17 protein-coding genes are annotated in these 20375 nt (G+C 69.3%); 8 read left to right on the top strand and 9 right to left on the bottom strand.

The features are described from left to right. Positions 1 to 88: 88 nt before the first annotated feature. Together E3T55_RS18320 and E3T55_RS18315 are read left to right on the top strand one after the other, a co-directional pair. On the top strand, positions 89 to 1342 hold the full coding sequence (locus tag E3T55_RS18320; RefSeq protein WP_241993142.1) for an NRAMP family divalent metal transporter: 1254 nt from the start codon (positions 89 to 91) through the stop codon (positions 1340 to 1342). Next, on the top strand, positions 1343 to 2188 hold the full coding sequence (locus E3T55_RS18315) for a putative hydro-lyase (RefSeq protein ID WP_134520981.1): 846 nt from the start codon (positions 1343 to 1345) through the stop codon (positions 2186 to 2188). It abuts the gene before it with no gap. A gap of 474 nt (positions 2189 to 2662) precedes the next feature. Here E3T55_RS18315 and E3T55_RS18310 read toward each other — a convergent pair whose 3' ends face one another. Beyond that, on the bottom strand, positions 2663 to 3385 hold the full coding sequence (locus tag E3T55_RS18310) for a GntR family transcriptional regulator (RefSeq protein ID WP_134520980.1): 723 nt from the start codon (positions 3383 to 3385) through the stop codon (positions 2663 to 2665). A 63-nt stretch (positions 3386 to 3448) separates the two neighbouring features. Further along, complete coding sequence (locus E3T55_RS18305) at positions 3449 to 3961, bottom strand: GNAT family N-acetyltransferase (protein ID WP_134520979.1); 513 nt, start codon at positions 3959 to 3961, stop codon at positions 3449 to 3451. Between the two features lie 52 nt (positions 3962 to 4013). Here E3T55_RS18305 and E3T55_RS18300 point away from each other — a divergent pair, with 52 nt between their 5' ends. Further along, complete coding sequence (locus E3T55_RS18300; protein ID WP_134520978.1) at positions 4014 to 4406, top strand: hypothetical protein; 393 nt, start codon at positions 4014 to 4016, stop codon at positions 4404 to 4406. A 652-nt stretch (positions 4407 to 5058) separates the two neighbouring features. Here the strand turns inward: E3T55_RS18300 and E3T55_RS18295 are convergent. From E3T55_RS18295 to E3T55_RS18270, 6 genes are all read right to left on the bottom strand, one after another. Further along, on the bottom strand, positions 5059 to 6789 hold the full coding sequence (locus E3T55_RS18295) for an acetyl/propionyl/methylcrotonyl-CoA carboxylase subunit alpha (RefSeq protein ID WP_134520977.1): 1731 nt from the start codon (positions 6787 to 6789) through the stop codon (positions 5059 to 5061). A 3-nt stretch (positions 6790 to 6792) separates the two neighbouring features. Continuing rightward, a complete protein-coding gene (locus E3T55_RS18290; RefSeq protein ID WP_241993141.1) occupies positions 6793 to 8421 on the bottom strand; it encodes a 5-oxoprolinase subunit B/C family protein in 1629 nt (542 codons plus the stop codon). 39 nt (positions 8422 to 8460) lie between these two features. Next, positions 8461 to 9216, bottom strand: coding sequence for a LamB/YcsF family protein (locus tag E3T55_RS18285; protein WP_255455413.1), 756 nt, complete (start codon positions 9214 to 9216; stop codon positions 8461 to 8463). 114 nt (positions 9217 to 9330) lie between these two features. Further along, a complete protein-coding gene (locus E3T55_RS18280) occupies positions 9331 to 10179 on the bottom strand; it encodes a VOC family protein (RefSeq protein ID WP_134520974.1) in 849 nt (282 codons plus the stop codon). 35 nt (positions 10180 to 10214) lie between these two features. Continuing rightward, the gene (locus tag E3T55_RS18275; RefSeq protein ID WP_134520973.1) at positions 10215 to 10853 is read right to left on the bottom strand and encodes a histidine phosphatase family protein; all 639 of its coding nucleotides are present in this window, start codon (positions 10851 to 10853) and stop codon (positions 10215 to 10217) included. Beyond that, positions 10853 to 11680, bottom strand: a complete 828-nt coding sequence (locus tag E3T55_RS18270; protein WP_241993147.1) for a Sir2 family NAD-dependent protein deacetylase — start codon at positions 11678 to 11680, stop codon at positions 10853 to 10855. The genes E3T55_RS18275 and E3T55_RS18270 overlap by 1 nt, the downstream gene beginning before the upstream one ends. Positions 11681 to 11910: 230 nt before the next feature. Between E3T55_RS18270 and E3T55_RS18265 the strand changes: the two genes are divergently transcribed. The 5 genes from E3T55_RS18265 to E3T55_RS18245 all read left to right on the top strand — a co-directional run bounded on the left by E3T55_RS18265 (position 11911) and on the right by E3T55_RS18245 (position 19345). Continuing rightward, positions 11911 to 12744, top strand: a complete 834-nt coding sequence (locus E3T55_RS18265; RefSeq protein WP_134520972.1) for a TrmH family RNA methyltransferase — start codon at positions 11911 to 11913, stop codon at positions 12742 to 12744. Further along, the gene (locus E3T55_RS18260; RefSeq protein ID WP_134520971.1) at positions 12744 to 13979 is read left to right on the top strand and encodes a D-alanyl-D-alanine carboxypeptidase family protein; all 1236 of its coding nucleotides are present in this window, start codon (positions 12744 to 12746) and stop codon (positions 13977 to 13979) included. The genes E3T55_RS18265 and E3T55_RS18260 overlap by 1 nt, the downstream gene beginning before the upstream one ends. A 125-nt stretch (positions 13980 to 14104) precedes the next feature. Then, positions 14105 to 15634 carry a pyridoxal phosphate-dependent decarboxylase family protein gene (locus E3T55_RS18255; protein ID WP_166791837.1) on the top strand — a complete coding sequence of 510 codons (1530 nt, stop codon included), beginning with the start codon at positions 14105 to 14107 and terminating at the stop codon, positions 15632 to 15634. Next, the gene (locus E3T55_RS18250) at positions 15627 to 16958 is read left to right on the top strand and encodes a lysine N(6)-hydroxylase/L-ornithine N(5)-oxygenase family protein (protein ID WP_134520969.1); all 1332 of its coding nucleotides are present in this window, start codon (positions 15627 to 15629) and stop codon (positions 16956 to 16958) included. Before E3T55_RS18255 ends, E3T55_RS18250 begins: the two co-directional genes overlap by 8 nt. Continuing rightward, entirely contained in the window at positions 16955 to 19345 is a 2391-nt protein-coding gene (locus E3T55_RS18245; RefSeq protein WP_134520968.1) for a GNAT family N-acetyltransferase, read from the top strand. The genes E3T55_RS18250 and E3T55_RS18245 overlap by 4 nt, the downstream gene beginning before the upstream one ends. 232 nt (positions 19346 to 19577) lie before the next feature. Here E3T55_RS18245 and E3T55_RS18240 read toward each other — a convergent pair whose 3' ends face one another. After that, positions 19578 to 20366, bottom strand: a complete 789-nt coding sequence (locus E3T55_RS18240) for an SGNH/GDSL hydrolase family protein (protein WP_134520967.1) — start codon at positions 20364 to 20366, stop codon at positions 19578 to 19580. Positions 20367 to 20375: the final 9 nt, after the last annotated feature.

The following is a 20375-nucleotide window of genomic DNA, read 5'->3' as shown; positions in this document are numbered from 1 at the left end:
TGGATTGTTGAACAATCGTAGGCTTCTCGACAATCAGTGCCCGCCGCCACGGCGGTCGGGTGCTCAGTCCCAGAGAAGTGAGCGCACCATGGCAACGACGGTTCCCGGCACGACGCCGAAGGGTGCGAAGTTCAAGGGCACGAAGCCCCGGCGCACGAAAAACAAGCACCGCAGTGCCCTGCTCGGAGCCATGTTCCTCATGGCCACGAGCGCGGTCGGCCCCGGCTTCATCGTTCAGACCACGAACTTCACCGTGCAGCTGGGGGCCGCCTTCGCCTTCGCCATTCTGGTCTCGATTCTCGTCGACATCGCGGTGCAGCTCAACGTCTGGCGCGTGATCGGCGTCAGCGGCAAACGCGCCCAGGAATTGGCCAACACGATCCTGCCCGGCGCCGGCTGGTTTCTCGCGGCGTTGATCTGCCTCGGCGGCCTGGTGTTCAATGTGGGCAACATCGCCGGCACCGGACTCGGCCTCAATGTGCTCTTTGGCATCGACGCCCGACTGGGCGGCATCCTCTCGGCCGTGATCGCCATCGCGATCTTCCTCAGCAAACGGGCCGGCCTCGCCCTCGACAAGATCGTCGTCGTGCTCGGCGCCGTGATGATCGTGCTCATCGGTTACGTCGCGATCGTCTCTCGGCCGCCGCTCGGCGACGCCCTGCGCAACGCGGTCATCCCCGACAACATCGACTTTCTCATCATCACAACCCTGATCGGCGGCACCATCGGCGGGTACATCACCTACGCCGGCGCCCACCGCATGATCGACGCGGGCGTCTCCGGACCCGAGAACGTGCGTGAGATCACCCAGAGCTCGGTCCTCGGCATCATCGTCACCGGTGTCATTCGGGTGCTGTTGTTCCTGGCCATTCTGGGCGTCGTGGCGGGCGGAGTCGCCCTCACGAGCGACAACCTCGCCGCCGAGGCCTTCCAGTCTGCGGCCGGAACCATCGGTCTCAAGCTGTTCGGCATCATCCTCTGGGCCGCCTCGATCACCTCCGTGATCGGCGCCGCGTACACCTCGATCTCATTCGTCACCACCGCGAAGACGTCGCCGCGCATGCGCAGCATCGCGACGGTCGTCTTCATCGCCGTCTCCACGGTCGTCTTCACCTTCATCGGCCAGGCCCCCGCGACGCTGCTCATCATGGCCGGCGCCGTGAACGGGCTCATCCTGCCCGTTGGTTTTGCCGTCATCCTCTGGGTGGCCTGGCGTCGCCGCGACCTGCTCGGCGGCTATGTCTACCCGAAGTGGTTGCTCGGAATCGGTGTTGCAGCGTGGCTGCTGACGCTGTTCCTCGGCTACCAGTCGCTCGGCGGCCTCAGCCAGCTGTGGGTCTAGATGGGCCGCCACGCAGACGATTCCGCGACTGCCGCTGCAGCGGATGCCCCGCCCGCTGCTGCCGCTGACCCCGGTGCGATCAGTCCCGCCGCGGCCCGTGCCCTGTTTCGGGCCGGGCTCAGCACCCCCACCGCTGGCTGGTCGCGCGGCTTCACCCAGGCGAACCTCATCATCGTGCCCCGGGAGTCGGCCGCCGACGTGCGACTGTTCGCCGAGAGCAACCCGCAGGCCTGTCCGATCCTGGGCGTGCTGGAGGCCGGGCAGACGAGCGGCGCGCTGCTGGCCGGGGGAGACATCCGTACCGATGTGGGCCGCTACACCGTGTACGAGCACGGTGTTCTCGTCGAGTCGCCGACGGATCTGCTCGCGCGCTGGCAGGACGACCTCGTGACCTTCATCGTGGGCTGCAGCTTTACCTTCGAGTCGGCACTGCAGGCCGGCGGGGTGCCGGTGCGCCACATCGACCAGGGCGTCAACGTGCCCATGTATCGCACCAATCGGCGCTGCACGCCGGCAGGATCCCTCGCCGGGCCGCTCGTCGTCTCGATGCGGCCGATTCCCGCGGCGCAGGTGCTCGATGCGGTGAACATCACGTCGCACTATCCGGCGGTGCACGGAGCGCCCGTGCATTTCGGGGACCCGGCCGAACTCGGCATTGGCGACCTGTCCCGGCCGGACTTCGGCGACGCCGTGGAACTCGCGCCGGGAGACGTTCCCGTGTTCTGGGCGTGCGGGGTGACCCCGCAGGCGGCCGTGATGGAGTCGCGGCCGCCGCTCGCGTTCGGGCACGCTCCGGGCCACATGCTCATCACGGATGCCCGCGACGCCGACTACTACGTGCCCTGACACCCACGACCGGGACCGGGCAAGATGGGGCATCGACCCGTGCGGGCCTGCCCGCAGGTCTGCGTCGGTGACGGATGGCGCAGCATCCGTCGCCGAATTCGGCCCGCCCGACTATTCGCTCGCGTCGTGACAGGCCGCAGTGCCGCTTCGCACCGTGAGACACCGGCCGCGAGTCGCTCGCGGGTAGGCCTCACCGGCCAACTACTCTTCATGCGCCCTAAAGCTGCTCGCGCGCCCGGCAGACCAGGCGCATGAGCAGTTTTCGGGCGCATGACCACGAGAGAGTGCAAGTTTCCGGCTCACGAGCAGTTTTCAGGCGCATGACGCGCTGTACGTTTCCGGCGCACGAGCAGCTGCTGAACGCCCCATAGCCACGGCACGCCTGGCGGATGCCAGGGCGGCGGTGAAATCCACAGCTCGGTGCGCGGCACGACTATTGCAGACACTGGGTTGGGGCCGTGCCAGAGAACGACCTCAGCGCGGGGTGCTGGTAGTGCCAGCGGCGCTGGCGGCGGCATGCGCGGCCGCGTGGGCGACGAGCAATCGTGCCTCGGCACGATCAAGGTAGTCGGCGAGGGCCGCGACCGCTCCCGCGCGGTCGCCGGCCTCAAACAGCCTCAGGATCTCGGCGTTGCGCTCGATGTAGGGCTCATGAAATGCGGGGTCGGCCGCCATTGAGTGAAAGACGAGGCGCATCTCGGCGAGCACCTGGGCCATCTGCAGGCTGAGCCTCTCGCTGCCGGTCAGGGCGACGACTCCGGCGTGAAAGTCCTGGTTGGCCATGGCCATGCCGTCAACAGAGTTCGCGTCACGCGCCGCGCGGGCACGGGCGACGGCCGCGTGCAGCAGTGGGGCATCCGTCTGCGGGGTCCAGAGCAGGGCAGAGGGTTCGAGAAAGCGCCGCACGCGGTAGATCTCCCGAATATCCTCGACCGTGGGGCGGGCGACGAAGACTCCGCGATTGGGGATGCGGGTGAGGATGTGCTCGGCCGCCAGCGTCGAGAACGCCTCACGCAGGGTGTTGCGGGAGACGCCGAGCACGTCGCAGAGGGCCTCCTCAGAGAGTTTTGCGCCGGGCGCGAGCTGGCCGGCGCCGATGCGTTCGCGCAAGACGGATGCGACCCAGCTGCCGGTGTCCGCGTGGCGCACCACCGCCGTCTGTCGGCGCAGGTCGCTGAGGATCTCGTCGAGGGTCATGACCTCACAGTATCGGCCCGAGAGACTCGGTGAGGCAGGAGCGCTGTGCTCCGGCGGCGCGGGTCACAGCGACACCGGAAAGTGCATGCCGAGCACGGATCGCACCGGGATCGTTCCGCCCAGGTCGTTTTCGAGAAAGCGCATACCGATCTTCTGCGCGACCCGGCGGGACGCCTCGTTGTCTGGGTGCAGGATTGCCACGAGCTGCGGCACCTGCAGGGTGTCGCGGGCGAAGTCGCGGCAAGCCAGGGCGGCCTCGGTGGCCAAGCCGCGACCCTGGTGGGTGGCGCGCACGTGATAGCCGACCTCGAGTTCGAGGCGGCCGTTGACCTGCTGCCAGGTGAGGCCGCAGTCGCCCACAAACTCACCCGTGAGGGTCTCGATGATCCAGAGGCCGTAGCCGTGTTCGGCATAGTTGCGCTGATTCCACTCGATCCAGGCCCGGGCCTGATCCCGCGTTTTCGGAGCCGGGTAGAAGGTCATGAGTGCGGGATCTCCGAGCAGCTCGGCCAGATCGTCGAGGTCGTCGATGGTCATCTGTCGAAAGTGCAGGCGCTCGGTGTCGTCGGGTGTCATCTTCTAAGCTTAGGGATCAGACTGGCCTGACGTTTCTCACGCCGAAGGAGGCATGATGCCGGCATTCTCGCCTCGCACCACGTTCGCGTTGGTGTTGGTTCTGGCCAGCCTGGGCTCGCTGACGGCCTGCTCTTCGGGTTCAGCAACGGATGCCCCGATCTCGGTCGATCAGCTGGTCGCCCGAACCGCCGACACCCCGGTTTCAGTGGCGGGCCTGCTGTATCAGGACTCCACGGGAACGCGACTCTGCGGGGCCGTGATGGAGAGCTTCCCGGTGCAGTGCGGCAAGCCCTGGGCCGAACTGGTCGGGCTGGACATCGACACGATCACCGGCACCACGACCGATCAGGGGATTACCTGGAAGGAAGGCGTCGTGCTGAGCGTGCAGCGCGCCGACAACGGCAGCTTCACTGTTCTCAGCACCGAGGCTCCGTCGGATTACTAGGTGGTCAGGTGGTTCAAGTGAACGCCGTGAGTTGTGGTGCGGCGCCGGTTGTCGAGCCCGTCGAGTCACCCGCGCGGGGAGACCTCTCGCAACTACCCGCGCAGCGGCGCAGCACCCGCGCAGCGGCGCAGCTACCGCGTAGCACGACCCTGCGCAGCACCCGCGTAGCGGCGTACGTACCGCGCAGGGGCGCAGCACCCGCGCAACGAGACCCGTCACCCGCTCCTGCGGGAGCTGCGCGGGTAGTGCGCCGCTGCGCGGTAGGCGTGCCACCCGCGTAGCGGCGCAGTACCCGCGCAGCTCGGGTCCGGGCTCCGGTCGGGGTGGCGCAGGTACCGCGCACCGGCGCAGGTACCGCGCAGCGCCGCAGGTACCGCGTTGCGGCGCCGGTACCGCGCAGCGCCGCAGGTACCGCGCAGTGGCGCCGGTTGTCGAGCCTGACGAGTCACCCGCGAAGCAAGACCCCTCACAACACCCGCGCAGCGGCGCAGCGCCCACCAAGCGGATGCCGGGTGCGGCATCCGCTGCCAGCGGGCGGTGCTCAGCGGGCGGTGCTCAGCGAGTCGTGCCAGCGAGTCATGCCAGCGAGTCGTGCCAGCCGAGTTCAGCCCGCGTGCGCTGCCAGGCGAGCGAAATTCGGCCAGCGAGCCCGTCAGGCGGTGATGGCGGTGAGTGGCTGCGCCACCGCGACGGCGTCGCCGGGCTCGACCAGAAGCTCGCCGAGCACGCCCGCGCGGTGTGCCACTACGGTCGACTCCATCTTCATCGCTTCGAGCACGAGCACCGGGTCGCCGGTGGCGACCGTCGCGCCGGTTTCGACCAGCCACTTGACGACGGTTCCACCCATCGTGGAGCGCAGTTCCGCGGGGTCGGCCACCTCAGCGGTGACGGCGGGCGCCGCCCCGACCCCACCAGCAAGGCCGGCGAGCAGATCTGCCGGCAGGCCCAGCGACATCCGCTTGCCGTCGAGCTCGATGGTGATCGTGCGCCGGGCAGCGGATGCCGCGCCATGGCTGAATTCGGGATCGTGCGCGAGCCGGTCGCCGAAGTCGGTCTCGATCCAGCCGGTGTGCACGCCGAGCCGGTCGGGGGCGGTGAAATCGGGGGAGGCGACCACGGCGCGGTGGAAGGGCAGCACGGTCGCAACACCCTCGACGGTGAATTCGGCCAGGGCGCGGCGGGCGCGGCGCAGGGCCTGCGGGCGGTCGGCACCGGTGACGATGAGCTTGGCGAGCAGGGAGTCGAACTGGCCTGGAATGGTGTCGCCGCTCTGCACGCCGGTGTCGACGCGCACGCCGGGCCCGGTCGGCGGCGCGAAGAGCGTCACGGTTCCGGGGGAGGGCAGAAAGCCGCGGCCGGGATCTTCCGCGTTGATACGAAACTCGAAGGAGTGCCCGCGCGGCTCCGGGTCGACCTGCATCGGCAGCGGACCGCCGGCGGCAATCACGAACTGCGCGAGCACGAGGTCGATGCCCGAAGTCTCCTCGGTGACCGGATGTTCGACCTGCAGCCGCGTGTTGACCTCGAGGAACGAGACGCTGCCGTCGTCGGCGACGAGGTACTCCACGGTGCCGGCGCCGGAATATCCGGCCTCGAGGCAGATCGCCTTCGCCGAGGTGTAGATCTGCTCGCTCTGGGCGGCGGTGAGGAATGGTGCGGGCGCCTCTTCGACGAGCTTCTGGTTGCGGCGCTGCAGGGAACAGTCGCGGGTGCCGACGACGATGACGGTGCCGCGGCCGTCGGCGAGAACCTGGGCCTCCACGTGGCGGGGCCGCACCAGAAATCGCTCCACGAAGCACTCGCCGCGGCCGAACGCCGCCTGCGACTCGCGCACAGCGGAGTCGAAGGACTCCTCGATCGAGTCGAGTTCCCAGACCACCTTGAGGCCGCGGCCGCCGCCGCCGAACGCCGCCTTGATGGCGATCGGCAGGCCGAACTCCTCGGCGAAGGCGCGCACCTCGGCGGCGGACTCGACCGTGCTGTCCGTGCCGGGAACGAGCGGCGCGCCGACCCGAATCGCGATCTCGCGGGCCGAGATCTTGTTTCCGAGCAGACGGATGCTCTCGGGCGACGGCCCGATCCACACCAGTCCGGCGTCGATCACCGCCTGGGCGAAGTCGGCGTTCTCGGACAGGAACCCGTAGCCGGGATGCACGGCGTCGGCCCCCGCCCGCGCGGCGATCTGCAGGAGCTTGTCGACGTTGAGGTAGCTGTCGGCGGGACTCGTGCCGTCGAGCGCGTAGGCCTCGGAGGCGAGCTGCACGTGCAGGGCGTCGGCGTCCGAGTCGGCGTAGACGGCGACGGACTCGAAGCCGGCATCGTCGCAGGCTCGCAGAATCCGCACGGCGATTTCGCCTCGGTTGGCAATGAGAATCTTGTGCACGGGTCAGCCTTTGGTTGTCGAGGGCGGGGAAGTGAGGGGGTTCGCGGCATCCGCTGCCGGAACAAAACGTAACCGGGAACCGGCCGGCAGCTGCGCGGCCCGGTCGAGGTCGGCGTGCAGCACAACGCCGAGCACCGGATAGCCGCCGGTAACCGGGTGATCGGCGAGAAACAGCACGGGCAAGCCCGAGGCCGGAATCTGGATGGCTCCGTTCACCGTTCCCTCGCTCGGCAGCTCGGCCGCCGCCGGCCCAGAGGCAGCCGTCGCGGCGGCGGATCGCACGAGCGCGGCCCCGTCGAGGCGCAGACCGATGCGGTTGGACCGCGCGCTGACGGTGTACACGGTGCGCGAGAATTCGGCGAGTGAGTCGGCGGCGATCCAGTCCGCGCGCGGGCCGGGCACGAAACGCAGCTCGGTCACCGCCGGCGGCGCGGCCGGCGACGGTTCGGCGTCACCCACGACGCTCGACGCTGCGGCGACCAGCACGCGCAGTTCGGTTCCGACCGAGAGCGGTGCCGGGCCCAGGCCCGACAGCGTGTCGGTCGAGCGGCTGCCGAGCACGGCGGGCACGTCGAAACCACCGCGCACGGCGACGTAGCAGCGCATGCCCGAACTCGGCGTGCCGAGGGCCACGCGGTCACCGGCGTGCACCACGAACGGTGCGTCGACCGGCACGGTGCGCAACGTGCCGGCGCCGCTCGTCACGTCGATCGGCACTGCGGCGCCGGACACCGCGAGCACCTGGTCGTATCGGGCTTCGAGCACGAGGCCGCCGAGAGCGTTTTCGAGCACGGCGGCGGTTGCCGGGTTGCCGGCGAGCCGGTTCGCGCGCCGCAGCGCGCCCCGGTCGAGCGCCCCGGAGCGCGTCACGCCGAGGTCGGCGAAGCCCGGGCGGCCGAGGTCTTGCACGGTCGTCTGGGCGCCGGGTTGCCGCACGATGAAGGCGGATGCCTCCGCCTCAGCGGCCGGGTCGGCGGCCGGGTCGGCGGCCTGACCCGCAGGCCGGGGGCCGGGCCCGGCCAGCACGAGCTCGCGCACGGCGCGAAACTGCACGCGGTTGCCCGGTCGAATGAGCGCGGGTGCGGCGCGCTGAAGATCCCAGAGCGTAGCCGTGGTGCGCCCGATGAGCTGCCAGCCGCCGGGGCTGACCCGCGGATAGACGGCCGAGTAGCGGTCGGCGAGAGCGACGGATCCGGCCGGAACGGCGGGCCGTGGAGTCTCCCGCCGCGGCACCGCGAGCCTGCCGTCGCCGACGAGGTACGCGAAGCCGGGGGCGAAACCGCCGAAGGCCGCGGTCCAGATCTGGTCGCTGTGGGCGGTGATCACCGCGTCGCGACTGAGGCCGGTCAGGCGGGCCACCGCGTCGAGGTCTTCGCCGTCATAGACGGTGTCGATGGTGACGAGGGCGTCATCCGTCGCCGTGACCGGGGTCAGATCCGCGGCGCGCAGGGCGGCCGCGAAGCCGCGGGCCGCGGCGGCGGAGTCGGCGGTGATCAGCACGGTCTCGGCGGCGGCAACGGCATCGACCTGGCCGGGCAGCGGATGCCGCTGCAACCAGTCGTGCAGGCTCAGCACCTGTTCGAGGCTGCCGAGCTGCACCAGAACGCCGCGGTCGCCGACCGGGCGCAGCACTAAGGGGGGCGCCGAGTGCGGGGTGGGGTGCGACACGGGCTACACGAAGCTCGCGATGGTGACGCCTGCACCTTCGAGCGCCGCCCGAATGGCCGCGGCGAGGTTGACCGCGTCGGGGGTGTCGCCGTGCAGGCAGATGCTCTCGACGGGCACGTCGATGACGGTGCCGTCGATCGCGACGACCTGGCCCTCGAGCACGAGGCGCAGCACCTGGTCGGTGACCGCCGTGACCGAGTGCAGCACGGCGCCGGGCTTCGTGCGGCTGACCAGCGAACCGTCGACGTTGTAGGCCCGGTCAGCGAAAGCTTCACTGACCGTGCGGAGACCCGAAGCACGGGCGAGCCGGCCGACCTCCGAGTTCGGCAGTGTCATGAGCGGCAGGGTGGGGTCGACGGCGAGGATCGCGTCGAGCACAGCCTGAGCCTGCACGGGGTGGTGGGCGATGGTGTTGTAGAGCGCGCCGTGCGGCTTCACGTAGCGCACGCTGGTGCCCGCGGCACGGGCAAGGGCCTGCACGGCACCGATCTGGTAGATCACGTCGTTGCTGAGTTCGGCCGGTTCCATGTCGATGAAGCGGCGGCCGAAACCGGCCAGGTCACGGTAGCCGGGATGCGCGCCGACGGTCACCCCGGCGGCCGCGGCTGCGGCGCAGGTAGCACGGATGGTGCTCGGGTCACCGGCGTGAAAGCCGCCGGCCACGTTGACGCTCGAGACCGAGGCGATGATGGCGGCGTCATCGCCGAGGGTGTACATGCCGAAGGACTCGCCGACGTCACTGTTCAGGTCGATTCGCACGGGTCTCCCTTGGTTCATGCTCACGTGTTCTGCCCAGCCTGCCCCATTTTCGCAGATTGTTCAACAATCTGGCCAGAAAACACGGTGTCACTCACTCTGTCGAGAAAGGCCCGCTCAGGCCGGCGGGCGAAACTCGCTCAGCGTGAATTCGGCACCCTGCGGGTCGCGGATGCGTGCGAGCGCGGCCCACGGCGACTCCGCGGTCTCGAGCACGGTCGCCCCGAGCCTCACGGCGAGGGCGGCGCTGGCGTCACGGTCGGCCACGCTGAATTTCACGTGCCAGCCGGCCGCGGCTGCTCCCACATCCTCGATGGCGCCGATCACATCGGCAAACCCGGCCGGGGCGCCGGCCTGGCGCCGGTAGATGTCGGGGTCGACCGTCGCGGCGAGGTGGTCGCCGTAGCCGGGCACGCTGACCATCGTTTCGACGCTGTCGCCGAGGTTCAGGTACTCCCAGCCGAAGATTTCGCTGTAGAAGGTGCGGGCGGCAGCGATGTCAGCCGTGCGCAGGTCGCTGAAGTTCCAGGACCCTGGCAGGTTCACGGTCTGCGCGCCGAGCCGGCGGTACGGCTGCCAGAGCCGAAATTCGGCGCCCTGCGGGTCGGCGCAGGTGGCGGTTCGGCCGCCCGGTCCGGCGTCGTTCGGGCCGGAGACCACGGTACCGCCGGCCGTCGCGACCGCGAGGGCGGCGCCATCCGCCTCGGCGACCGCGATATAGGTGTTCCAGGCGACCGGCGTGCCCGCCGGGGCTGGGCCGATCGCGCCCACGTCGTTGCCGTCGAGTTGTGCGATGAGGTAGACGGACTCGGCCTGCGGGGGCATCGCGTTCGTGAAGGTCCAGCCGAACAACTCACCGTAGAACCGGCTCGCGGCCGCCGGGTCGGGCTGTTCGGTGTCGATCCAGCAGGTGACGCCGGCCGGGTAGGTTCGGGCCGGACCGGTCGGGGGTGCTTCGGCTGACATGTCTGCTCCTAAGGTGAGGGCCGGGGTGACGGATGCTACCCCCGCGTGTGCTCGGCGTCCTGCGGTGTGCGCACGGTCGCGGCAAAGTGCAGCAGCACCAGCTCGCCGTTTCGCCACTCGAAGTCGTGCACCGAACCGTTGGCGATGAGCTCGTCCTGGCGGGGCCGTTCGCCCTCGGTGGCGAAGCGCAGCAGGGTGCCGATGACGCCGCCGTGACTGACCACCAGCAGGCTCTGCCCGGGATGCGCGGCGGCCAACACCCCGAAGGCCGGCAGCACCCGGTCGAGCACCGCCTGCCGCGATTCGAGCCCCGGAACGAGCACACCGTTGGGAAACTTCTGCTGGCGCTCGGTGAAAGACAGGCCCTCGATCTCGCCGTGGTGACGTTCGGTGACGGCCGGCAGCAGTTCGGGCCGGCTCATGCCCAGCTGGCCGGCGATGATGCGGGCCGTTTCGGCCGCGCGCGACAGGGGGCTTGCCCAGATCCCGTCCCACGAGCGGTCGAGCAGCCCGAGGCCCGTCGTGGCGGCCTCGGCGCGCCCGGTGGCGTTGAGCGGAATGTCCGTGCTGCCCTGAATGCGCTTGTGCAGGTTCCAGTCGGTCTGACCGTGGCGCACGATCGACAGGCGGGTCGGCACTCCGGTCGGCACTCCGGTCGGGGGAGTAGCGCCCATCAGCGGTGCTGCCCGGGCGCGAGCCGCTCGGCGAGGCCGGCCAGGGTTTCCGACGTTCCGGCCTCGAGCTTGATGACCGCGCGGCCGTCACCCTTGGTCACGCCGCGGTTGATGACGATGATCGGCAGTTTGCGGCGCCGGGCCAGTTCCACCAGACGGATGCCCGAATTCACCGCGAGCGACGATCCCGCCACCACGAGGGCCTGCGCAGCGGTGACGAGCGCGGTGGCCTCGAGAAACCGGCCGGTGGGAACGAGCTCGCCGAAGAAGACCACGTTGGGCTTGAGCATTCCACCGCACACCGAGCACTCGGGAACGGTGAAGGAGTCGATGTCGTCGACGTCGGCGTCTCCGTCGGGGGCGATGCGCACGGCATCCGCTGCCCCATCGGACCCTTCGCCGGCGGTCAGGATCGGGTTCGCGGCTTCGAGGCGCGCGGCGATGCTGTCGCGGCCGAAGGCCTGGCCGCAGTCGAGGCAGATGACGCGATCCATCGAACCATGTAGCTCGACGACGTGCCGCGACCCGGCGCGGGTGTGCAGGCCATCGACGTTCTGGGTGATCACACCGGTGATCGCGGCGATTTCTTCGAGCCGCACGAGTGAGAGATGGCCGAGGTTCGGGCCGGCCGCACGAAACTGGCGCCAGCCGAGGTGGCTGCCCGCCCAGTACCGTTTGCGGGCGCGTTCGTCGGCGACGAAGGTCTGAAAGGTCATCGGGGAGCGTTTCGGAGCGCCCTCGCCGCGATAATCCGGAATGCCGGAATCCGTGCTGAGCCCGGCGCCCGTCAGCACCGCCGCCGGCCTGCCGCGCAGGAGGTCGGCGATTCGGTCGAGGTCGTGCTCTGTGCGCGCGTCCGGGGCGCTGCGGGCGTCGCCCGGGGCAGGGGCGGCGAGCAATGCGGGACTCGACACAACTTCAGCCACGTGGTGCTCCATCCGTTCACGAGTGCGTGCACCACAAGAAGGGTGCACCCCGAGTCTAAACTCGTCGGTTTTCCACTTTGTTTACTCACCTGTCAGGCTGGCAGGAGTTCTCTTGACGAAAGGCACCCGCCGTGCAGATAATTCCCATCGATGATCTCTCCCTGCCGGGCCTGGCCGACTACTCCCGGCTGACGGATGTCGTGCTGCGCCGCGTCTCCGAACCGGAGGGCGGCCTGTACATCGCCGAGTCCACCAAGGTCATCACCCGCGCCCTGCGCGCCGGCCACCGGCCGCGTTCGGTGCTGCTGCAGGAGCAGTGGCTGCCCGACGTGGAGCCGCTGCTGGCCGAGTGGCCCGATGTGCCGGTCTACGTGGGGGAGCCGAAGGTGCTCGAGAAGCTCACCGGCTACAACCTGCACCGCGGCGCCCTTGCCGCCATGCACCGGCCGGCCCTGGCCCCGGTCGAAGACGTGATCCGGGACGCCCGTCGCATCGTGATTCTCGAGGACATCGTCGATCACACCAACGTCGGGGCGATCTTTCGCGCCGTCGCCGGCCTCGGCGCCGACGCCGTGCTCATCACCCCGCGCTGCGCCGACCCGCTCTACCGCCGCAGCGTGCGCGTCAGTATGGGAACCGTGCTGCAGGTGCCGTGGACCCGGCTGCCCGAATGGAACGTGGCAACGCCGCTGCTGCACGCGGCCGGATTTCACCTCGCCGCCCTCGCTCTGGCCGACGACGCGGTGTCGCTCGAAGACTTCGCCACGGATGCCCCCGAACGCCTCGCGATCGTGCTCGGCACCGAGGGCGACGGCCTCAGTCACCGTGCCCTGGCCGACGCCGACACGGTCGTCACGATCCCCATGCTGCACGGCGTCGACTCCCTCAACGTCGCCGCGGCGAGCGCCGTCGCCCTGTATGCCCTGCGCATCCGCAATTCACCCAGTGTCCGTAAGATCGACTGATGCCCTACTACACGCGTCGCGAAACCTACCGTCGCCGCAGAATCCTGGTGTTCAGCCTGCTGACCGTCGCCCTCGTCGGCATCACCTATGTGGCCGCCACCGGCCTCGCCGCGGTGCCCACCGCCGCCGCCGAACTCACCCAGCCGGCCGCGGCCACCCAGCCGGCCGCGCAGCCGGACCTGCCGGACTTCGGCTCGGCCGCCGTCGGTGCCGTCGGGTTTGAGGGCGTGCTCGCGGCGAGCGGCTCCACGACGACCGTGCCGATCGCCAGCATCACGAAGATGGTCACGTCGCTCGTCGTGCTCGACGCCAAGCCGCTCAGCGGCGACGAACCCGGCCCCGAGATCACCTTCACGGATGCCGACGTCGCGTTCTACTACGAGGCCCTTGCCGAGGGCGGCTCTGTCGCTCCCGTCGTCGGCGGCATGGAGCTGAGCCAGCGTGAGGCGATGCTCGCCATGCTCCTGGCCTCCGGCAATAACTATGCGGAGTCCCTCGTGGTCTGGGCCTACGGCTCCGAACAGGCCTACCTCGCCGCCGCTGCCGACTGGCTGGCCGCGCAGGGGCTCACCGGAACCGTCGTCGCCGACGCGAGCGGCATCTCCTCGGACAGCGTCAGCACCACGGCCGACCTGATCGAACTCGCCAAGCTCGTCACCGACAACGCGGCCCTCGCGTCGATCGTGGCGACGCAGACCATCAGCCTCCCGGTGATCGGCACGGTCGAGAACACGAACACCCTGCTCGGCACCCTCGGCGTCAGCGGCATCAAGACGGGTACGACGGATGTCGCCGGTTCCTGCCTGCTGTTCTCCGCCGACATCACCGTCGGCTCCGAAACCGTGACCGTGGTGGGCGTGGTGCTGGGCGGTACGTCGCGCTCCGAGGTCAACGACGCCGTGCGTGACCTGATCGAGAGCGTCATCCCGGGCTTCCAGCAGGTCACGCTGACCGAAGCGGGGGAGCCGTTCGGCCAGTACACGACCCTGTGGGGCCAGAACGTGCAGGCGGTGGCCGCGGAGGCGGCATCCGCTCTGGTCTGGTCGGACACTCCGATCACCGGCACGGCCGAGGCCGAGTCGGTACAGCTCGGGATCGACGGCGACGACGTGGGCAGCGTTGACTTTCTCGTCGGCGACGACACCATCACCGTTCCGCTCGAACTCGACGCGGACCTCACCGACCCCGGCCTCGGCTGGCGGCTCGGGCACCCCGGCGAGCTGATCGACGGCTAGCCGGCCGCGAGCGGCACCGCGTCGGGTGCCCGGTTTGACCAACTCCCCACGAGTACATAAGGTAAGCCTTACCTAACTATTCGTGCTGGCGTTCCCGTCTGCGGACGCCCGATAGAGGAGCATCCGTGACCCATCCACCAGTATTCGGCGCGCCCGCGCGCAGCCACCTCTTCAACGAAGACAACCGCGATCACTACGTGCACGCCGTGACCCGCGGCGTCGCGGCCGTCGGTGAGCAACTCGCGACCACCCGGCAGCCCTTCACCGGCATCACCCCGGCCGAGCTGGGCCTCGAGGTTGAGGTGGTCGACCTCGACAGCCCACTCGGCGACGGTGAGGCGGCCCTCGCCGAGGTCGAGCGGCTCTACCTGCGCCACGCCGTCTACTTTCACGACGTGAAATACGCCGCACACCTCAATTGCCCGGTCGTGATTCCCGCGCTGGTCGGGGAGGCCGTGCTCAGCGCCGTCAACTCGTCTATGGACACCTGGGACCAGAGTGCCGGCGCGACGCTCATGGAGCGTCACCTCATCGAGTGGACCGCCGGCCGGCTCGGCCTCGGCCCCGCCGCCGACGGCGTCTTCACGAGCGGCGGCAGCCAGTCCAACCTGCAGGCCCTGCTGATCGCCCGCAACCGGGCCTTCGCACGGGCGCAGGCCCACCAGACGCCGGCGACGGATGCCCCGATCCGCCTCCCCGAGGTTCTGTCCCGACTGCGCATCTTCACCTCAGCAGCGAGCCACTTCAGCATTCGCACCTCCGCGTCGACCCTGGGCCTCGGTTTCGACGCCGTCGTCGCGATCGCCACCGACGACGCCCAGCGCCTCGACCCCGCGGCGCTGGCGGCCGCCATCGCCGACTGCCTCGCCGCCGGGCTCGTGCCCATGGCGGTCGTCGCAACCGCCGGAACGACCGACTTCGGCAGCATCGACCCGCTGTCGCAGATCGCCGGCATCTGCGCGCTGCACGACGTCTGGCTGCACGTCGACGCGGCCTACGGTGGTGGCCTCATCACCTCCCGGCGGCATGCGGGCCTGCTCGAGGGCATCGAACGGGCCGATTCGGTCACCCTCGACTACCACAAAACTTTCTTTCAGCCGGTCAGCTCGAGCGCCGTGATCGTGCGTGACGGCGCCATGCTCGGCCACGTGACGCACCACGCCGACTACCTCAACCCCCGCAGCGCCTCGCTGCTGGTGCCCAACCAGGTTGACAAGTCGATCCAGACCACCCGCCGCTTCGATGCCCTGAAGCTGTGGTTCACGCTGCGCACCATGGGCGCCGACGCGATCGGGGAGATGCTCGACGAGGTCATCGACCTGGCCGGGCGCGTGTACGCCGTGCTGCGGGCCGCCCCCGACTTCGAGGTCGTCGTCGAACCGGTGCTCAGCACCCTGGTCTTTCGATATTGGCCGCCGTCCGGCGACGATCTCAGCCAGAGCCAACTCGACGACCTCAACGTCGGCATCCGCCGGGACATCTTTGCCTCGGGGGAGGCCGTCATCGCGGGTACGACGGTCGCCGGCCGCCACTATCTGAAGTTCACGCTGCTGAACCCGCACACGACGCTCGCCGACCTCGAGCACATTCTCGCCCTCATCCGCCTTCACGGCGGCCGGCTGCTCGCCCCGACACGGGCGGTGGCGCATGTCTGAATCCGTTCGGGCCGACCCGCAGCGTGTCTATGACGTCATCGGCATCGGTCTGGGACCGTTCAACCTGGGTCTGGCCGCCCTGACCGCCCCGATCACGCAGCTCGACGCGCTGTTTCTCGAGCGGGCGCCCCGCTTCGACTGGCATCCCGGCATGATGCTCGAGAGCAGCACCCTGCAGGTGCCGTTCCTCGCCGACCTCGTGACCCTCGCCGACCCGACCTCGGAATTTTCGTTTCTCAACTACCTCAAGCACGTCGGCCGCATCTATCCGTTCTACATTCGTGAGAACTTCAACCCGATGCGGGTCGAATACAACCAGTACTGCCAATGGGTCGCCGGCAGGCTCGACAATCTGCGTTTCGGCTTCGACGTCGAGTCGGTCGACTTCGACGCCGTGAGCCGCACCTACCGCGTGCACCTCAGCGAGGGAGAGACTCTCACCGCGGCACGTCTCGTGCTCGGCACGGGCACGGCCCCCGTCGTGCCCGCCGCCTGCGCAGACCTGCCCGACCCCGCGCTGCACAGCGCGCACTATCTCAGCCGTAAGGCCGAGTTGCAGCGGATGCGCTCGATCACGATCGTCGGCGGCGGCCAGAGCGCCGCCGAGATCTACTACGACCTGCTGCAGGAGCAACTCGACCACGATTATACGCTCAACTGGGTCACGCGCTCGGCCCGGTTCTTTCCCCTCGAGTACGCCAAACTGACCCTCGAGATGACCTCGCCCGAGTACACCGCATACTTTCATGAGCTGCCGGCGAACCGCAGGGACGAACTCATCGACAGCCAGAAAAGCCTGTACAAGGGCATCAACGAAGACCTGATCAACGATATTTACGACCTCTTATACACTCGCAGCCTGACGGGCCGGGTGCCGACCGTGCTGCTGACCAACTCCGCCCTGCAGAGCGCCGAGTGGAGCGGCACCGAGTACCGGCTCGGATTTCGGCAGCAGGAGCAGGGCCGCGACTTCTCCCTGGCAAGCGAGGGCCTCGTGCTCGCCACCGGCTACGCCGCCGCCGAGCCGGAGTTTCTCACGGGACTCGGAGCCCAGATCCGGCGCGACGACCGTGGCCGCTTCGACGTCGACGCCCGGTATCGAATCGATGCGGGCAGCAATGACAGCGAATCCGGTGCCCTCTACGTGCAGAACGCCGAGCTGCACACCCACGGCCTCGGCTCGCCCGACCTCGGCATGGGTGCCTTCCGCAACTCCTGCATCATCCGAGACATTCTCGGCCGGGAACATTATTCCGTCGAAACCCGCATCGGCTTTCAACGGTTTGGTGCCCCCGCGCCCGTGACCACGGAGGCGCGCCGATGACCGCCCCGACCTTCACCTTCCGCCCGGTCGATGCCGAGCAGGATGCCCGCCTGCTGCACGGCTGGGTGACCGAGGAGCGCGCTCGGTTCTGGGGCATGCTCAGCGCGACCGAGGTCGAGGTCGGCGCGATGTACGCGCAGATCGCCGCCTCCCCAACGCATCACGCGCTGCTCGGCTGCCGGCACGGCGTACCCCTGTTTCTGATGGAACGCTACGACCCTGCCGCCGACCCGATCGGCGCGCTCTACCCGCACAGGCGCGGTGACGTCGGCATGCACCTGCTCGTCGCCCCGATCGCTGCCGGTGATGCTCCGATACCCGGCTTCACGCGCGAGATCATGCGGGCCGTGCAGGCCCACCTGTTCGCCGACCCGACCGTGCGGCGTCTCGTGGTCGAACCCGACGTGCGCAACAGCCGGATCCTGGCGCTCAACACGGCCTGCGGATTCGAGCGGGTCTCGATCGTGCAGCTGCCCGACAAACTGGCGTGGCTGAGCGTCTGCGAGCGCGACGTGACCCCCAGCCATCTCAGCCCCGAGCGCTGGGCCGCCGCGACCCGGGACCTGCTGCGCAAGACGATCTCCGAGTTCAGCCACGAGCGCCTGCTCGCCCCTGAACACGTCGGCCCTGTCAGCGTCGGCCCTGAACACGTCGGCCCTGAACACGTCGGCCCAGGGCACACCGGCACCGCTGCCTCAGATGACTATCGCATCACCAGCGACGATGGCCGCAGCGAGTATTGCTTCACCGCGACCCGGCGGGCGCTGAACCACTGGAGCATCGCGGGGCAGAGCATCCGTCGCCGGCGCGACGGCGAGCCCGCCGAGCTCGACCTGCTCGCGTTCGTGACCGAGTTTCGCGAGCAGGTCGGAATCTCTGACGAGGTGCTTCCCGTCTACCTCGAAGAGCTCAGCTCGACCCTCGCGAGCGCCTGCTACAAGCTCGAGAATTCGCGCACCAGCGCGGCCCAGCTCGCGACTGCGCCACGAGCGGGCGAACACCCCCTCGACTACGGGCAGCGGATCGAGCGTGCAATGACCGAGGGGCACCCCTGCTTTGTCGCCTGCAACGGACGCCTCGGCCTGGGCCTGGCCGACTATCGACGGTTCGCGCCCGAAACGGGGGCCCCGGTCACCCTCGACTGGCTCGCCGTGCGCCGTTGCCACGCGGTGTTCACCGCGAGCGCGGGTCTCGGCTACGAGCACCACCTCGAGGCCGAACTCGACGCCGACACCCGCCACCGGTTCGCGGCGATCCTGGCCGATGCCGGGCTTGCGGTCACCGATTACCTGCTCATGCCGGTGCATCCGTGGCAATGGCAGCACAAACTGGCGATCACCTTCGCCGCCGAGGTCGCCCGGCAGAACATCGTCTACCTCGGGTCGGGCACCGACCGCTACCAGGCCCAGCAATCGATCCGCACCTTCTTCAACCTCGACCGGCCCGAGCGCTGCTACGTGAAGACCGCCCTGTCGGTGCTCAACATGGGGTTCATGCGTGGTCTGTCGCCGCAGTACATGCGTGACACCCCGGCGATCAACGACTGGCTCGGCACCCTCGTCGCCGGCGACCCGCAGCTGCAACGGGTCGGCTTCGGCATTCTGCGCGAGGTCGCCGCCATCGGATACCACAATGCGACCTTCGAGGCCGCGACACCCGTCGGTTCGCCCTACGGGCAGATGCTCTCGGCACTGTGGCGCGAAAGCCCGCTGCCCCACCTCGAGGCCGGGCAGGTCACGGCGACGATGGCCTCCCTGCTGCACCTGGACCACAACGGCGACGCTTTCGTGTCGGCGCTCATCGCCCAGTCGGGACTGACGCCGGCCGCCTGGCTCGCCGCCTACCTGCGGGCCTATCTCGTACCCCTCGTGCACTGCCTCGCGGCTTACGAGCTGGCGTTCATGCCGCACGGCGAAAACGTCATCCTGGTGCTCGAGAACGGCGTTCCGGTGCGCATCCTGATGAAGGACATCGCAGAAGAAATCGTGGTCATGGGGCAGCGGATGCCGCTGCCTCCGGCCGCCGCCCGCATCCGCATCGCGGTTCCCGCCGAGGAACAGGTCTTGACGATCTTCACCGACGTCTTCGATTGCTTCTTCCGGTTTCTCGCCGCGACCCTGGCCGACGAGGGCCAGCTGCCCGAGCAGGAGTTCTGGCGGCTCGTCGCCGAGACCACCAGCGACTACCAGGCCGGAGCGCCCGAGTTCGCGACGGTCTTCGCCCGGCACGACCTGTTCGCGGCGGAGTTTCCCCTGTCGTGCCTCAACCGGCTGCAACTGCGCAACAACCGCAAGATGCTCGACCTCGCCGATCCCTCGGCGTCGCTGCAGCTCGCCGGCACGCTCGTGAACCCGATCGCCCGGTTCCGCCGCCCGTCGGTGACGTGATGACTGCCATGACGGGTGCCGTGGATGCCGCGGCATCCGTCGCCGGTGCGCGGTAGGGGCGGTGCGCGGTAGTAACGCCGCTGCGCCGCAGGCGCGCCCACCGCGCAGCGGCGTTACTGCCGCGTAGCCCGGCGCGAGTCCGTCTGCGGACCCCAATCGGTGACGCCACGCGGTAGTTGCGCCGCTGCGCGGTAGTTGCGCCCAGCCAGGGCGGCAAGCGAGGGCGGCGGGGTCAGGCCTCGGGCTGCCGGAACGGCCCCGCGAGCGGGCGCTTGGGCAGCACGTGGTCGCCCGAAGACTGGTGCCGCACCCGGCGCAGCACCCACGGCACCAGGTAGGCCCGCGCCCAGGCGAGGTCCTCGGTGCGTGCCTGACGCCACGTGGTGCCCGGCATCGGTTCGGGTTCGCTCGGCTCGAGCGCATTGGGCACGTTGAGGGCACCGAGCACGAGGCGGGCAACGGTGTGGTGGCCGAGCGCGTTGAGGTGCAGCCGGTCGGGAGCCCACATACGAGCATCCTGAATCTCCGCAAGAGACCACAGATCGGCCACGATGCAGTCGTACCGGGTCGCGATCGCGCGCAGGTGCTCGTTGTAAATCGCCACCTTGCCGCGAATGCCGCGAAACACGGGGGAGAACCCGACGTCGGCGCCGGTGAACAGCACGATCGTGGCGCCGTCGGCGCTCAGCCGGCGCACGACGTCTTCGCAGCGCACCGCAATGGCATCCGGATCGCTGCCGGGGCGGATCACGTCGTTGCCGCCGGCGGAAATGGTGATCAGGTCGGGGTGCAGCGCGAGCGCCGGGCCGATCTGTTCGGTGCTGATCTGGCGAATGAGTTTGCCGCGCACCGCGAGGTTGGCGTAGGCGAAGTCCTCGGTGCCCTGGCTGAGTTCCTCGGCGACACGGTCGGCCCAGCCGCGGTGTCCGCCGGGGCTCGTGGGTTCGGGGTCGCCGATTCCCTCGGTGAAAGAATCGCCGAGAGCCACATAGCGCGACCAGGGGTGTAGCTGCTTTGTCATCCTTCCATT

The sequence above is a fragment of the Cryobacterium frigoriphilum genome, assembly GCF_004403305.1.
Taxonomy (GTDB): Bacteria; Actinomycetota; Actinomycetes; order Actinomycetales; family Microbacteriaceae; genus Cryobacterium; species Cryobacterium frigoriphilum.
The sequence above is the reverse complement of the archived record's forward strand: the minus strand, read 5'-3'. Positions and strand labels throughout refer to the sequence as shown.

Coding starts and splice junctions, on each gene's coding strand:
- E3T55_RS18275 (WP_134520973.1), bottom strand. CDS start 10,853: ATGGGCGCTACTCCCCCGACCGGAGTGCCGACCGGAGTGCCGACCCGC.
- E3T55_RS18310 (WP_134520980.1), bottom strand. CDS start 3,385: ATGACCCTCGACGAGATCCTCAGCGACCTGCGCCGACAGACGGCGGTG.
- E3T55_RS18305 (WP_134520979.1), bottom strand. CDS start 3,961: ATGACACCCGACGACACCGAGCGCCTGCACTTTCGACAGATGACCATC.
- E3T55_RS18245 (WP_134520968.1), top strand. CDS start 16,955: ATGACCGCCCCGACCTTCACCTTCCGCCCGGTCGATGCCGAGCAGGAT.
- E3T55_RS18320 (WP_241993142.1), top strand. CDS start 89: ATGGCAACGACGGTTCCCGGCACGACGCCGAAGGGTGCGAAGTTCAAG.
- E3T55_RS18280 (WP_134520974.1), bottom strand. CDS start 10,179: ATGTCAGCCGAAGCACCCCCGACCGGTCCGGCCCGAACCTACCCGGCC.
- E3T55_RS18240 (WP_134520967.1), bottom strand. CDS start 20,366: ATGACAAAGCAGCTACACCCCTGGTCGCGCTATGTGGCTCTCGGCGAT.
- E3T55_RS18250 (WP_134520969.1), top strand. CDS start 15,627: ATGTCTGAATCCGTTCGGGCCGACCCGCAGCGTGTCTATGACGTCATC.
- E3T55_RS18260 (WP_134520971.1), top strand. CDS start 12,744: ATGCCCTACTACACGCGTCGCGAAACCTACCGTCGCCGCAGAATCCTG.
- E3T55_RS18315 (WP_134520981.1), top strand. CDS start 1,343: ATGGGCCGCCACGCAGACGATTCCGCGACTGCCGCTGCAGCGGATGCC.
- E3T55_RS18300 (WP_134520978.1), top strand. CDS start 4,014: ATGATGCCGGCATTCTCGCCTCGCACCACGTTCGCGTTGGTGTTGGTT.